The sequence below is a fragment of the Psychrobacter jeotgali genome (assembly GCF_904846315.1).
GTDB lineage: Bacteria > Pseudomonadota > Gammaproteobacteria > Pseudomonadales > Moraxellaceae > Psychrobacter > Psychrobacter jeotgali.
The window spans coordinates 1,397,538-1,412,166 of the sequence record NZ_CAJHAF010000001.1 but is presented as its reverse complement, the minus strand read 5'-3'; the positions used below and the strand labels follow the sequence as shown (position 1 = coordinate 1,412,166).

General features: G+C 42.9%; 11 protein-coding genes. 8 read left to right on the top strand and 3 right to left on the bottom strand.

Annotation, left to right across the window (positions count from 1 at the left end; translation table 11 throughout):
• Positions 1 to 11 precede the first annotated feature (11 nt).
• The 4 genes from JMX18_RS05590 (at position 12) to JMX18_RS05575 (ending at position 6,152) form a co-directional block, all read left to right on the top strand.
• A complete protein-coding gene (locus tag JMX18_RS05590; protein ID WP_201585486.1) occupies positions 12 to 3,065 on the top strand; it encodes a ComEC/Rec2 family competence protein in 3,054 nt (1,017 codons plus the stop codon).
• 133 nt (positions 3,066 to 3,198) lie between these two features.
• Positions 3,199 to 4,260, top strand: coding sequence for a signal peptide peptidase SppA (gene sppA / locus JMX18_RS05585; protein WP_201585480.1), 1,062 nt, complete (start codon positions 3,199 to 3,201; stop codon positions 4,258 to 4,260).
• A 156-nt stretch (positions 4,261 to 4,416) separates the two neighbouring features.
• Positions 4,417 to 5,304 carry an alpha/beta fold hydrolase gene (locus JMX18_RS05580; protein ID WP_201585479.1) on the top strand — a complete coding sequence of 296 codons (888 nt, stop codon included), beginning with the start codon at positions 4,417 to 4,419 and terminating at the stop codon, positions 5,302 to 5,304.
• 71 nt (positions 5,305 to 5,375) lie between these two features.
• A complete protein-coding gene (locus JMX18_RS05575) occupies positions 5,376 to 6,152 on the top strand; it encodes a CPBP family intramembrane glutamic endopeptidase (RefSeq protein WP_201585478.1) in 777 nt (258 codons plus the stop codon).
• 50 nt (positions 6,153 to 6,202) lie between these two features.
• Here the strand turns inward: JMX18_RS05575 and dusA are convergent, their stop codons facing one another.
• From dusA to JMX18_RS05560, 3 genes are all read right to left on the bottom strand, one after another.
• On the bottom strand, positions 6,203 to 7,174 hold the full coding sequence (dusA, locus tag JMX18_RS05570; RefSeq protein WP_201585477.1) for a tRNA dihydrouridine(20/20a) synthase DusA: 972 nt from the start codon (positions 7,172 to 7,174) through the stop codon (positions 6,203 to 6,205).
• A gap of 125 nt (positions 7,175 to 7,299) precedes the next feature.
• A complete protein-coding gene (locus JMX18_RS05565) occupies positions 7,300 to 8,601 on the bottom strand; it encodes an MFS transporter (RefSeq protein ID WP_201585476.1) in 1,302 nt (433 codons plus the stop codon).
• 113 nt (positions 8,602 to 8,714) lie between these two features.
• The gene (locus JMX18_RS05560) at positions 8,715 to 10,403 is read right to left on the bottom strand and encodes a phospholipase D family protein (RefSeq protein WP_201585475.1); all 1,689 of its coding nucleotides are present in this window, start codon (positions 10,401 to 10,403) and stop codon (positions 8,715 to 8,717) included.
• Between the two features lie 391 nt (positions 10,404 to 10,794).
• On the opposite strand from JMX18_RS05560, the gene JMX18_RS05555 reads away from it, so the two are divergent.
• The 4 genes from JMX18_RS05555 to JMX18_RS05540 all read left to right on the top strand — a co-directional run bounded on the left by JMX18_RS05555 (position 10,795) and on the right by JMX18_RS05540 (position 14,604).
• Positions 10,795 to 12,060, top strand: coding sequence for an O-succinylhomoserine sulfhydrylase (locus tag JMX18_RS05555; protein ID WP_201585473.1), 1,266 nt, complete (start codon positions 10,795 to 10,797; stop codon positions 12,058 to 12,060).
• Between the two features lie 126 nt (positions 12,061 to 12,186).
• On the top strand, positions 12,187 to 12,516 hold the full coding sequence (locus JMX18_RS05550) for a YbaB/EbfC family nucleoid-associated protein (RefSeq protein WP_201585465.1): 330 nt from the start codon (positions 12,187 to 12,189) through the stop codon (positions 12,514 to 12,516).
• Positions 12,517 to 12,629: 113 nt separating this feature from the next.
• Complete coding sequence (gene recR, locus JMX18_RS05545) at positions 12,630 to 13,223, top strand: recombination mediator RecR (protein ID WP_201585463.1); 594 nt, start codon at positions 12,630 to 12,632, stop codon at positions 13,221 to 13,223.
• A gap of 64 nt (positions 13,224 to 13,287) precedes the next feature.
• On the top strand, positions 13,288 to 14,604 hold the full coding sequence (locus JMX18_RS05540) for a ribonuclease D (protein ID WP_320158319.1): 1,317 nt from the start codon (positions 13,288 to 13,290) through the stop codon (positions 14,602 to 14,604).
• Positions 14,605 to 14,629: the final 25 nt, after the last annotated feature.

The window sequence follows — 14,629 nt, the reverse complement described above, 5'->3', positions numbered from 1 at the left end:
AAGGAGCGCTGGTGTATTGGTCAATTAGTATCATTATAATAACCGCTATGATGGGGGTGTTGGCGGTTGTCGATACTACCTCACTGCCGATCAATGCGCTACTATTGACTCAAATCAATGCTTCTATTTGGGCGCTATTGTTAATCTTTATCGCTGCCACTTTATTGTATATAAAGCCGCTTTCATTTTTATCAAGTCCGTTGTCAAACCCGCCCCTCAACCCACGACTTAAACCAGCTGTGATTTCTAAGCAGCTGTTTGTTATCTTGCGCTACTTATTCGTTATAAGTCTATCGCTACTACTCATCATCGGTAGTGCACTACAAGCCTTGATTCATTATCAACAGGCAGAAACAACCAAAGTCGCTGAATCTATGCGTGTGCAAGCTTGGGTGACTATTGAGGGTATCAGCGATAGTGTTTATGACCCCTTGAATGATAGTGGCTACCGACAAGTCGCTACTTTGCGAGCGGTTTCGCCCTTAGTTTCTGAGATAAGTGCTGAAGCGTTAAATAGCGATACTATAAATCGTAGTAGCACAGAAGGCGATAATAGCCTAAGCAATATAAACAATCCTAACTATTCAAGTCAAAATAAACGACAGTATCCTGCTTACCGAGTGCTACTCAATGCTTACCCCAAAAACTCGTCTAAGGATTCTAAAGACTCTCAAGCTTCAGTTATAAATAACTTACAGCCCGGTGATCAGTTATGGATGACTTTATCATTAGCGCCGTTGAAGAGCTCTCAACAAGCCCTTGATAATCCGCAAGGGTTTGATAGCTATCGCTGGTTGCGCAGCCGCCATATCGATGGAATGGCAACTATTATCGCTATGGGCAGTCCGATAGATGCTTCTATAAATGCTTCTGGAGTGCCTAATGCTGTTGGCACCACTTTGCTATCGACCAAAAAATCCCTCGTTAAGCGTTTACGTACGATTATTGACCAAGGGCGCTGGCAGCTTCGGCAACATTTTTATGTAGATTGGAACGCTCAAACCTCCGCTGAAAGGCAGGCCAAAGCCGTTACTTTGAGTCTATTAACTGGCGATCGTAGTCTCATTAGTCGTGAAACTAAAGATTTATATCAACGCGCTGGCATTTCGCACCTATTGGCTATATCTGGCACTCATGTATTGTTTTTAGCAATTGTACTGGCAGGTTTGGTCATATCACTTTTGAACCGGTTTTATTCTGGAGTGTATCGCAGGATTCCACGTTGGCAACTGCGCTGGCTGGTGATGATAAGTGCCGCTTTTATTTATGCTCTATTTACAGGCTTTGATGTGCCTGCTGCGCGCACCGCTTGGATGCTACTGGTTATTGGGTTAATGCGCATGACTTTATTGCCTATCAGTACTATGCGCATATTATTGACTTTAGCAGTGGTCATGGCATGGTTTGATCCTTACGTGTTATGGCAAGCTGGATATTGGTTATCTTTTATCGCCGTCGCCTTGCTGCTTAGGTATGAAGAGAGCCGACCAGATCAAACCTCTGTAGTGCCGCTTGCCGATATGAACACTCAATTACGCACACATTTACGGCCTTCTGCTGCTAAAAAGTCTAAAGCCAGCGTGTTGTATACTCAATTATGGCTGCTATTAAAACGTATATTCAAGCTACAATTTTGGTTATTTATCGCATTATTGCCTATCACTTTATTGCTGTTTGGTAAGGTCTCATTATGGGGGCTGGTGATTAATTTGTTTGCTATTGGCTTGTTTGGTTGGATTATTGTACCGCTTAATTTATTGGCGGGACTTTGTTATCTATTCTCTCCAGCATTAGCCGATATAATATGGGCATCAGTAAGTGCGATAATAGGTTGTTTGCATACCTTTATTGATAAATTAACTTCATTACCAGCATTGTCAGCAGCTTGGCTGTATACCCCAGTGAATATGGGAGTGCTGCTGATTGCCTTATTAATAATATTGCCATGGCTATTACCACGTGGTCTTATTAGTCGCTGGCTGGCGCTACCACCACTGGCTCTACTGATGATGAGCGTTTATGGCAATCAGCAAGCGCTATCACTGACGCCCACTTTATATATACTACCTACTGGTGATCAAAAGTTAACTGCAGTATTGCTACAATATCCTACCAACATAACGGATCAACCCAACTATAAAAAGCCTGAGAAGAATAACGATACTGATAATATCAGTTGGTTGTTTTTGGCAGATCATCGTCCACAAGAGCAGCTTTCTAAGCCAAGCGCACTAAGCGCTGATAAGTTATCAACTACGCTTGAGCAACAACTGCGTACTTTAGCGGTTAAAAGCTTGGAGGGCATTATTGTACAAACTAGCGCTGAGTTACTAATGATTAACGATGAAGTTAATAAGCAAAAAAGTGCTCATATTACTAGCCGATCTAAAGCCAAGAACTCTCAGCCGCTGTCTATACTTCCAAAGGTAGTTGCACTATTAAGTCGTAAATTGCCCACTTCTGAATATTGGCAAGCGGGGCGTCAAATAGCGCCAAGCCTGGATATGCCAATCACTGCCCAAAATTGTGGGCAAGCAAAGATCTGGCAGTCAGCTAATGGCAGCCTAGTATTGAAGGCCATGACGGGTTGGAGTGAGATAAAAGATAGTCGAGTTTGGGACTGTGTGATTGCTATTGATAGTGTACTACCGATAACGGTTAAACGTTATGATGCAGCTAATCCTTATAAGTCTAAGCCTGTAGACGGTCAAAAACTGATAGGCCAAGCATTTAATCAAAACCAACAATCCCAAAGCCAGCAAAATCTACCATCAGCACAGCAAAAAACGCTTCAAAGTCAAAAAATGCAATCGCGTCTTATTTTAGATGCTGCTACCCACCAAAGGGTTTGGCAGCTGTGGTCGTTATTGTGTCAAACACAGCCGTTTGCTATCAATATGACGAGTGAGTCAGCAGCTATAGATTCAATAACTTGGCTGAGTCACAGTCAGGCGTCCACCTCAGCTAAGATACTCACAACACAGCGAGTGAAGGAGGTGCTCACTTATGATAATAAAGCGTTAGAAGCTAGCTTTTCTTCGATGTTAGTTTCTAGCGAGCCATAGATAAGAGATACTGATATAATAGCCTTCAGATAAAATTATTTCTGCGCTTTGATGCTTTGCTATTGAACCACGAGTGAAATGCCACCATACTAAACTGCTTTAATAAATAGCGTTTTTTAACCTAGGAAGTTATATGCCCAATTGGCCACCAGATCCCAATAAACGTCCTGATAATTCGACAAATCATCCGGCACCTATCCAGCCAACGGCTACTAATCAGCCTAGTGGACAAGAATGGCGGGTTATTGAAAAAACTTTATTAGCCAGCGTCGAAGAACAGCGCCGTGCAAGGCGTTGGAGTATATTTTTTAAATTACTCACTTTCGGCTATATCTTATTACTGTTTTTAACGCTTGGTCGTGGCTGTACTAGTAAAGCGCCAACAGGGCTTGAAGGTGCAGATACCAGCAGACCACATTTGGCTGTGGTTGAGATACAAGGTACTATTAGTGATGCTGACCCCGCTAATGCCTATGATATTAGCAAAGCGTTAACCCGTGCTTTTGAGAACAAAAACTCCAAAGCGGTAGCTTTAGATATCAATTCACCAGGTGGCTCGCCGGTACAGTCCGATCAAATTTGGCAAACCATGATGGACTTGCGTCAAGAATATCCAGACAAAAAACTTTATGCAGTCATCGGTGATATGGGGGCTTCAGGCGCTTATTATATTGCTTCAGCAGCAGATGAGATATATGTCAATCCATCAAGCCTCGTTGGCTCTATCGGTGTCATTATGCCCAGCTATAATATTGAAGGTTTAATGGATAAGTTAGGTATTGATGATCGTACGGTGACGGCGGGTGAATATAAAGATATATTGAGTTTGTCACGCTCACTTAGTGACTATGAGGAGCAGCATGTTGAAGAAGTACTTGCTAATACCCATAAGCACTTTATCAATGCGGTTAAAGAAGGTCGTGGTGATCGTCTGAAAGACCCCGAAGCAAATAAACTATTCTCAGGGCTGTTTTGGACTGGTGAGCAGTCTATTGCTTTAGGTTTGGCGGATGATACCGGCAGTATCGCCAGCTTAGAGCGCAAACTTGAGCTCGATAATATCGTAAATTACACACCGCTAGATCCTTTTCAGTTATTCATGGATCGTTTTGCAGTCAAGATGGGGGCAGGGATAGGCTCAAGCGTCAATCTTGATCTATTGCCACAAGAAGACAGTAATGCCAAAATGCGTTAAGTACTTGGTGATAAACTGGTGGTAATAGAGCCATGGCGTTTAAAATAAAAGGTTGTTATTCTAAGGCTGAGTTTAATAAACTCAGCCTTGTTGTATGCGCAGCAGCTCAACATACTCGATTTATATTATAAAAATACTAACCCATGAGAGCCTGTTATGAGTGAGATTGATTTACAAGCCTTTGCAGCATTACCGGTATCTAAGATAACTCAAAAGCCAGTGCTCCATTTTGCGCATGCTAATGGGATGCCAAGCGCGGTTTATGCACCGTTTTTTGAGCCACTTTCTGAGTTTTTTACTATCGAATATATTCCGATGTTAGGTGTTGATCCGGATTATCCTATTGATGATCATTGGCTGAGTCTTACTCAGCAAATTATTGATAGCGTCGAGCACACTTGCAAGCATCATAGTGTCGAGCAACTAGTTGCTGTTGGCCATTCGCTTGGGGCGCTTTGTACTGTGCAAGCGCTATATCAAGCTCCGGAGCGCTTTAATCAGGCGGTGCTTATGGATCCGCCTTGGATTTATGGTAAGACCAGTTTGCTTTGGCACTTGGCAAAAACTATGGATAGACTGCCTTTGATGCATCATCGCTTGATGGATAAGTTGTCGCCAGCTGGGGTGTCAAAAAACCGCCGTGATGTCTGGGATAGCCGCAAGGATGCTTATGAAAAGCTACGCCATAAAGGTTTTTTTAAGGAGTTCGATGAGCGTAGTTTTCAAGGTTACATCGAGCACGGTTTAGAAGAGCGTGCCGATGGCAAAGTAACGCTGGCTATTCCCAAGTCTAGCGAGGTAGCGGTGTTTCGTACCAACCCATCGCTTTATTGGCTCAAGCCCAATCAAGCGCCCAAACCGCCCGTCACCTTAATTATTGGTGAGGACAGTATCTTTCTTAAACGCCGTTTCCCTCAGCAAATACAGGCTCGGTTAAATATTCCTTATACGACTCATAAGGGAGGGCACATGTTTCCACTGGAGCATCCTGAATCGGTAGCTCAGCAAGTGCTAACCTTGATTGAGCAGCAATTGACAGCGTAAATTATGCTAGTTTGTCATCTTAAATCTACTCATATCGAAAATAATCGCCTGCTATCTTGAGCCCTTATGCTATGCAAAACCACCCACCTAATCTAAAGCCTTTATCAACGCCTCGAGCAAATCGCGTCCCTTTGTTCTCGCGCTTTGAAGTATTTGCGCTCATTATTGGTACAGTTATTGCTTTCTTTATGAGCCAGTTAATAGGTGTTTATGTAGCGGGTAAATGGTTGTTGCCCGCCACCAAAAGTTCAAACGTTGGTGACATTTTCTTTTTTGGTAGTAGCAATGGCACTATAGTTAGCCTCTCCATTATGATTAGCCTAGCCTTATTGAGTGTGCTTACGGTATCTATTATCCGTATAAAAAAGGGGAGGGTTAGACAGTACTTAGCGCTAAGGCCGTTCTCATTAGCGACTGGACTGGGTATGTTTGGGCTGCTATTGCTGTTTATGATAGGCAGTCAGCTGCTCACATATTGGCTCGGTAAATCTCCATCAGTCTTTGTCAATCCGCTTTATGCGTCGGTCAGCTCGGTATGGCTACTAGTAGCTGCGATGGTTGTCGTGGCTCCTATCTATGAGGAGTTAGTCTTTCGCGGTATATTGTGGTCAGCCATTGCTGAACAATTCTCAGCGCCCCGTGGCGCAATTGTTGCTAGTTTTTTAACCAGCGTAATTTTTGCCGTGATACATCTGCAATATGGGTTGTACGAAATAAGCACTATCGTCGTGCTGGCATTGATATTTTGCTATGCTCGTATTAAGTCCGGCTCCTTATTGCTGCCCATATTGCTCCACATTATTAATAACGGTATAGCCATGTGGCAGTATTTAGCACAGGTTGGCTAAGTGGTGGTAGATGTTGATAAAGGTTTAAAGACTTAATAATCTAACAGACCCTAAGCTTCTGGATTTAATTGTAAGACCTCATCCGCTGCACGTTTGATATCATCAATCGTCAACTGCGGCTTACCACTTAAAGCTTGACGCCATTTTCGTGCTCCATTTAACCCTTGAAATAGACCTAAGTAATGCCGAGCCATTGAAGGCAACGACTCTCCTTCTTCCGTCTGCTCCTGCAGATAAGGGTAGAGCTGCGTTAAAACTTCTGAGCGCTTAGGTAAAGGCTGATGCCATAGGGCATTAGCTTCTGCCAATAAATAAGGATTGTGATAAAACGCTCGTCCAATCATTACTCCATCGACATGTTGCAAATGTGCTTTTATATCCGCTATGGTGTCAATGCCGCCGTTGATTTCGATATCAAGCGCTGGGAAGTCTTGTTTAAGGCGATAGACATCGTCGTAACGTAGCGGCGGAATCTCACGGTTTTGTTTGGGACTGAGCCCTTGTAGCCAAGCTGTGCGGGCATGCACAATAAAGCGCGAACAACCTGCAGCAGCGACCTTCTGCACAAAATCAACCATAAACTCATAGCTATCAAAGTCGTCAATACCGATTCGATGCTTAACCGTGACCGGAATATCGACGGCTGCTTGCATATATTTGACTAGGTCTGCAACCGTATTAGGTTCTGCCATAAGACAGGCACCGATTTTATTGTGCTGGACACGATCAGATGGGCAGCCGACATTAATATTAACTTCGTTATAGCCATATTGTTGAGCAAATTCAGCACATTGAGTCATCTCGTCAATATCGGCACCCCCGAGCTGTAATACCACAGGTTGCTCGCTGTCGTCGAAACGTAGGTGCCGCTCTCGATTGCCGTACAGCAAAGCACCGGTACTGATCATCTCAGTATATAAATAAATGTGAGGATTGAATAATCGTGCAAAATAACGATAGTCGGTTGTCGTCCAGTCAATCATAGGAGCGACCGATAGGCGCTTATTAGTCATATCAAGCATTATTTTTTACTACCTTTTCTTAAACTTTATAAATTATTCAGTATGTTGAAGCATGTATTGTATTTAAGTGTGACCGTTTTTCTTAAACATAAACTCATTTTTGGCTAAGTAAAATAAGGTTAGCGTTAAACAATCTCATCAACCTCTCTAAATTCAGGCAAATGATAAAAATACAACCCAATCATCACCCCCATCAAACCGATAAAGGCAATATATAATGCTGGTGAAAAGCTAATAAATACAGTGAGATACGCTAAAGCAAACGGCAGTACGCCGCCAACAATGGCATACATAGTATTATATGATAATGCTATACCGGTCAGACGAACATTGATGGGGAACAGCACCACAAAAATAGCGGGTACCATACCGACAATTCCTGCAAAAAATCCCAATAAGGCATACATAATTAGAATATAGTCGCCGCCTGCCCGCAAGTGATAGTAAAAGGCAAACATCTGTGCAATTAGTAGAAGAGAGCCAATCACCAGAATCTTCCCAAAGTTTTTATAATTAGATAAGAAGCCGTAAAAAATACAGCCAAAAATCATAAAAATAATACCTAAGCTGTGAGAGAATCCGAATAAATCACTATCTACGCTAAAGCTTAACTCAACCAGACTAGGCAACAATAAAGCGATAACGGTAGTGATGCTAGCAATAATAAAAGCCAGAATTAGCCCTATAAAAATAGCGTGTTTGCAATGTTTAAACAGTAGCGATAATGGTTTATTCAGTTGAGTGTTTGGCTTAGATTGCTGCATGAAAATGAAAAAAGGCGACTCACGAATAAAACGCCAAACTATTAATGGTAAAAAACTGAGTACCGCACCTACTACAAAAGGTACCCGCCAACCATAGTCTATAAGTTGTTCGGGAGTCATGGCTGAATTAAGCCAAACAAAAAAAGTATTAGAAAATAATACCCCTACAAAGAAACTAGCGGTCACATAGCTACAACCCAAGGTCAGATATTGCCGCGGTAGATGTTCTGAAATGAAAGTCCAAGCAAGCGGTACGTAAACGCCAAAGGCCATCCCTTGAATCATACGCAGTAGAATAAACAAAATCGGTGCCGCAAGTCCCCATTGCAAGTATGAAGGCAAGAATGCCATTGCTAACATACTAAAAGCGGTAATTAAAATACTTAGTAGTAATACGGGTTTACGACCTTTAATATCACCATAACGACCTAAAACGATGCCGCCGATGGGTCGAGCAAGATAACCAATAGCAAATAGTCCTAGGCCGCGCAAACGATTGACACGACTATCTATATCGACCGGAAAGAAAGCTGATGAAATAGAATCCGCCATATATAAGTAAATCAAAAAATCAAAAAAAGCGACAGCACTGGTGAAACAGACGAATAGCAGCATGTTTCTGTCTTTAGGTGACATCATTGCATATTGAGGACGAGAGGGCATAGTAGGTCACATTTTTACAAGTTAAGGTCGTATGAAAATGGTTGCTATAGCAGCAACCATACATAATAAAAATAATCAATTATTGCAAAACGAATGTTTTTTTACGGTTTTGACTACAGTAACCAATCGATAGGCAGCCACGACATAATTTTCAACCAGATATGATCTGTAAAGTCAACGCGCGGCTCTGAGTCATAAATGATAGTCTCGCCGTTTTCAATCGTATGCCACTGCAGTTTATTGTTATCTGATAGCTTTACCTCATAAGCTTGATTCAATAGATCATCGCTAAGCGCTTCATGTAATTGTTGAGCCAGCTCATCATCGCTGATAATGACCCCCATTTCAGTATTGATATTAGCAGAGCGGGGGTCAACGTTGTAAGAACCGATAAATACTTGGTGGTCATCAACAGCAAAGGTCTTAGCATGCAAGCTAGTTGAAGACTGACTGCGGGCACGCCACAGTTTGTTTTCACGCTTCTCTTCACTAGCAGTTGATTTTAGCTCATAGATTTTTATACCTGATCGCAATAATTTAGGACGCCATTGGCTATAGCCTGAATGCACAGCGGTAACGTCAGTGGCGTCAAATGAGTTGGTTAGAATTTTGATATCTATACCAGAGTCTGCCAGACGCACTAAGGTGTCAACACCGTCTCTTGTGGGAACAAAATAAGAGGAGATAATAGTCAGCTTCTCAGAAGGACTACCCAGTAAGGTGCGCAATTGCTGAACTAAGTTGGTATCGCTGGGCACACTCTTAGTTAGCTTGCCTACATCATCGCTCAAGAACTGCATATTGGTCCAGCGAAAAGGCACTTGTTTGTTGATTAAGTCCTCATCAATGGTGGAGTCTTCAATAGCGTTTTTATAAACGGCTAAGCTACTGCTAGAGTTGCTCTTTTCTTCTTCCTCTAATTTATCTAGACCTACCAAAAAATCCTTTGTCGCATTTTTATCGGGAGTAGCTAAAGTCTCGATATCGAATGATAGTGGTGAAGACCAGTAGCTATTAAAGCTATTATCAATATCAGCGACGACCTTGCCGATTAACAGAACGTCAAGGTCAGCGAATTGGCTATTTTGGTCATTACTTAAATACTCGTTACCGATATTGCGGCCACCGATGATGGTGATTTGCTTATCAAAAATCATGCTTTTATTATGCATACGTCGATTGATTCGAGGTAAGCCAGTGACATAGTTCAATGCTTGGAGCTTGCGATGCATCAAGGGATTCATAATGCGCACTGCAATATTGGGATGACTCGAAAAACGCAGTAGATGCTGATCGAATTCTGCACTATTATTAAAATCATCGAGCAATAAGCGTACAATAATTCCGCGCTCCGCCGCCTCCCACAAATCCTTTAGCATCAACTGTCCTGCTTGATCGTTATGCCAAATATAATACTGCACATCGATATTACGTGCAGCCATACCGGTTAAGATACTGCGGGAAGCAAAAGCGTTGGCGCCAGTAACAATAGGGTGGTAGCCTGATAATTCTGGATGAATATCGTTTTGTTCGCTAATAGCGGCTACTAGATTTTTGTTGCTGCGGTTTGTATTACTAGGGTTTAGGAGTCCAGTGTTTTCTTCCGCATCATTATTAGCATCGGCAACAGTGTTTTCAGGGTTAGGGTTTTGTTGATAAAGCGCATTAATCCGCGCTGATAAATTCTGACTGTCAGCTAAATGGGGCTGTTTAGGGAGGTTCTGACAGCCACTTAGACCTAAAGTTAGCCCAAGCGTAAGGCTCAATGCTATCTGGTTTGGCTCTATATTTAACATTGACATAACTGGATTTACCTTAGTGTGTCCAACGATTTAAAAGTCTAAGTAAAGGATTGTTAATAATAATTATCAGCAGACGATTTTAGCATAAGTATGTCTAATATAGGTATGGCTTGCGTAGGCTGCGTGAAAGATACATTTATAAATCAATAAATGGCATGTTATGATATCGTGCCAGTTTTTATAGCCAGCTCTAGCAGATGCTCTAGTTTTAAAGCGGTTGATATCACTGACTATTATTATGAATTAGCGGTAAAGTTAGCTGCATAGGGTAGTATAGAAAATAACCGCATTTAAATTTAACAATATCTAAAGACAATAGCTACTAAAACCACTTAAAATACCCGCTTGCGCCTTTAGCATGTTTTAAAGCAATGAAAATAATGGAAGATTTATGAGTCAATCACAACCGCAAGATGATAATGGTCTAGATTTAAATTGGCGCTCTGACGCTTTAGATTTGAGTTTAGATTATGGAATGCAAACCATTGCCGTCCGTGCAGGACAGCACCGTAGTGATGAGGGTGAGCATTCAGAACCTATCTATACCACCAGCTCTTATGTTTATGAGTCAGCGAGCGATGCCGCCGCGCATTTTAATGGTAGTAAGACCGGAAATGTCTACTCACGCCATACCAATCCAACGGTACGTACCTTTGAGCGCCGCCTCGCTGCGCTTGAAAATGGCGAGCGTGCCGTAGCGACCGCCTCAGGTATGGGCGCTATTTTGACCATGTGTTTGGCCTATCTCAAATCAGGTGATCATCTGCTCGCTGCCAATCAATTATTTGGCTCATCTATGGGCCTATTTAATAACTATATCGCCAAGTTTGGTGTTGAGGTCAGCTACGTTGATTGCTTTGATAATGAAGCTTGGGCAAATGCAGTGCAAGCGAATACTAAAGTAATTTATTGCGAAAGCCCCAGTAATCCTTTGGCGCAGATTTGTGATATTGGGTTTTTAAGCGAGCTGTGTAAGGCCAACGATATTTTATTGGTTGTGGATAATTGCTTTGCTTCGCCTGCTATCCAGCGTCCGCTTGATTTGGGTGCGGATGTGGTCATTCACTCTGCGACCAAGTACTTAGATGGTCAAGGACGCGTGCTTGGTGGCGCACTGGTTGGCAGTGATAAGCTCATGCAAGATGCCTTTACAGTCGTACGCTCAGGTGGAATCAGTATGAGCCCGTTCAATGCTTGGGTATTTACCAAAGGGCTTGAAACCCTCAAGCTGCGTATGCAAGCGCACTGTCAAAATGCTAACGAAGTGGTACAATTCTTAGCGACGCATCCCAATGTGAGCAAAGTGCATTTCTCAGGTCTGCCTGATCATCCTTCACATAAGCTAGCCACTCGTCAGCATCACATGCCCAATGGTTATGGCGCTATTATGGGTTTTGAGGTAAAAGCAAGCGCTAACCTTGATGCTAAAGCCGCTGCTTGGCAAGTTATTGATGCGACCCGAATGATTTCTATCACTAATAATTTGGGTGATGCCAAAACTACTATTACCCATCCGGCAACTACTACGCATTTCCGTCTGACTCCTGAAGCCCGTGCTGAAGCCGGAGTCAATGATGGTCTGCTTCGCTTGTCAGTAGGGCTTGAGGATGCAGAGGATATTATTAAAGATTTGGCACGTGGTTTAGACAGTTTGTAGCATTAACGGTATAATTGGCTGTTAACATAGTGTTTTTATTATCAAGCGCTTATTACTACCCATTTATCATTATCACTTTTTATCATTACCACCTTACATTTATCATCATGCAATAAAGAGGCAATTATGAATATTCAAGCATTAATGCAACAAGCCCAAACCATGCAAAAGAAGGTTGAAGCTAATGTTGAAACGGCAAAAAAAGAGCTGGCTAACAAAGAAGTACAAGCTGAAGCGGGTAGTGGTCTGGTTAAAGTGACCATGACCGGTCGTCACGTGGTCAAGCGTCTCAGTATTGATCCTAGTCTTTTAGAGGACGAGCCGGATATGATTGAAGACTTAATCGCTGCCGCTATCAATGATGCGGTTCGTCAAGCCGATGAATTGTATGAAGAAACTATGGCTGGCGCGACCTCAGGCATGGGTTTACCACCAGGTATGCAAGGTCTGTTTTAAGCCGATGACTCTGCGCTAAATACTGGTTTTTACCGTAAAAAGGGGTTGTTATCTATAGGATACGACCCCATTTTTATAGCTACGCTTTTGCTATATGAATAAAGGATAATCATTTGCTTACTGCCAAATTTGATCAGCTGGTTAAACAACTACGGGTGCTACCGGGTGTGGGACAAAAGAGTGCCCAGCGTATGGCGCTGCATCTACTAACTAAAAAACGTCCTCAAGGTATGGCGCTCGCGCAAGCGCTCGATGAAGCTATGCGTGATATCGTTGAGTGTCAGCGCTGTCATAGCTTTAGTGATGATAATATCTGTCCACTGTGCCAAGACCCGAGGCGGGATGATAGCCTGTTATGTGTGGTTGAAACCGCCGCTGATGTGATGGCGATTGAACAGACCGCCGGTTACCGTGGACGTTATTTTGTCTTAGGTGGTCACTTATCACCGATTGATGGTATCAATGCTGATGATTTGAATATTGATCAGCTGGTATGGCGAGTCAAACAAGAGCCGGTCGAAGAATTAATACTAGCAACCGGGACTACCGTTGAGGGTCAGACAACCGCACACTTTATTAGTGAAGCGGTAAGCCGCCATGTCAAAAAGGTCACTCGTTTAGCTCAAGGCGTACCTATGGGCGGTGAGCTTGAATATCTCGATAGTATGACCTTGGGGCAGGCGCTACAAAACCGCTCTTTCTTATAGTATTTTAATCTTATAGTATTTAAATTCTTTAATCTATTCATTTTATTTAAGCAGGTATCTGCCCGTGTCAAACCCTTCCTCCGCTACTATGTTTCAAGATAACGCTTCAATTGCTGACGATGACTTTTCGTCCGAATCCACCTTACCAGCGCAACCTTTATCCGGCATTCCTAATGAGCCTGATATTGATGCGCTATTAGATATCGCCGATGAAGTGCCAGTGACTTGGATCAAAGAGCAATATCAGCTGGATGAAGTCATTGAGGCGCTGGAGAGTTGCGGGCGCGTGGCTTTGGATACTGAATTTATTAAGCGCGATACTTATTATCCGCGCCTAGCTTTGGTTCAGCTCAACATTGGCGATCATATTTATCTACTAGATGCGCCTAAGCTGCAATTAGCCGATTTTTGGCGGGCGCTTACTGAGGTAGATATTGCTATTTGGCATGCTTGTGGTGAGGATTTAGGGATATTTTATCTGCTATCTGGCTGTCCGCCATTGACCAATATCTTTGATACTCAGATTGCTTTGTCTTATCTGACTGGGCAATTGCAAATGGGTTATCAGCAAGCGCTTGATGATCAGCTAGATATGCATATTGATAAAGAGCAAAGTCAGTCTGATTGGCTACAAAGACCGCTATCGGATGAGCAAGAGCAGTATGCGATTGACGATGTGCGCTTTTTGCCAGCGTTATATCTAAGCTTAGAATATGAGCTAAAACAGCAAGGCTTATATGATTATGTGTGGGAAGATTGTCAGCTGTATGCCAGTGAGTTATATGAAGCGCAGCACATTGAAGACGATGCTATGTATCTGACTATGGCGGATTATCGTTATAACTCCCAGCAAATGGCGGTTTTGCAAGCGGTGGCGACTTGGCGAGAAGAGCTGGCACGGGCGACCAACCAGCCGCGGACTTTTATAATCAAAAAACAAGCTGTTCGCGAGGTGATTACTGAAAATCCCAAAAACATGCGTGAGCTTGCGCATAAGACCAGTATGCACCGCAGTACGCTACGGCTTTATGGCGAAGAGCTACTTAAAGTAATCAAAGAGGCAAAAGATATGGCCTTTGCTGAGCACCCGGCTTGTTTGGTGCCGCCTTATCGCTCCAAAAATAAAGCATTATCAAAAGCGGTACAGCAAGCGCTAAAGGAGCAAGCTGAGCATCTTGGCGTACCGGCCAACGTCCTCATGCGTAAAAAATGGCTGGGTCAATTGTATGAGGTTATTGCGCTAGATAAGGATTTGGCGGACTTACCTGAAGGCTTAAAGGGCTGGCGTTATGAATGGGTGACGCAAACTTTAATGCCGGTGATTGAAGCTCATAAAGAGGAGTTGCAGCAAGGCATGGGTCTGGTAAACGCTAAAGGATAAGGCGTGGTTTTTTGCTTGAGACCTA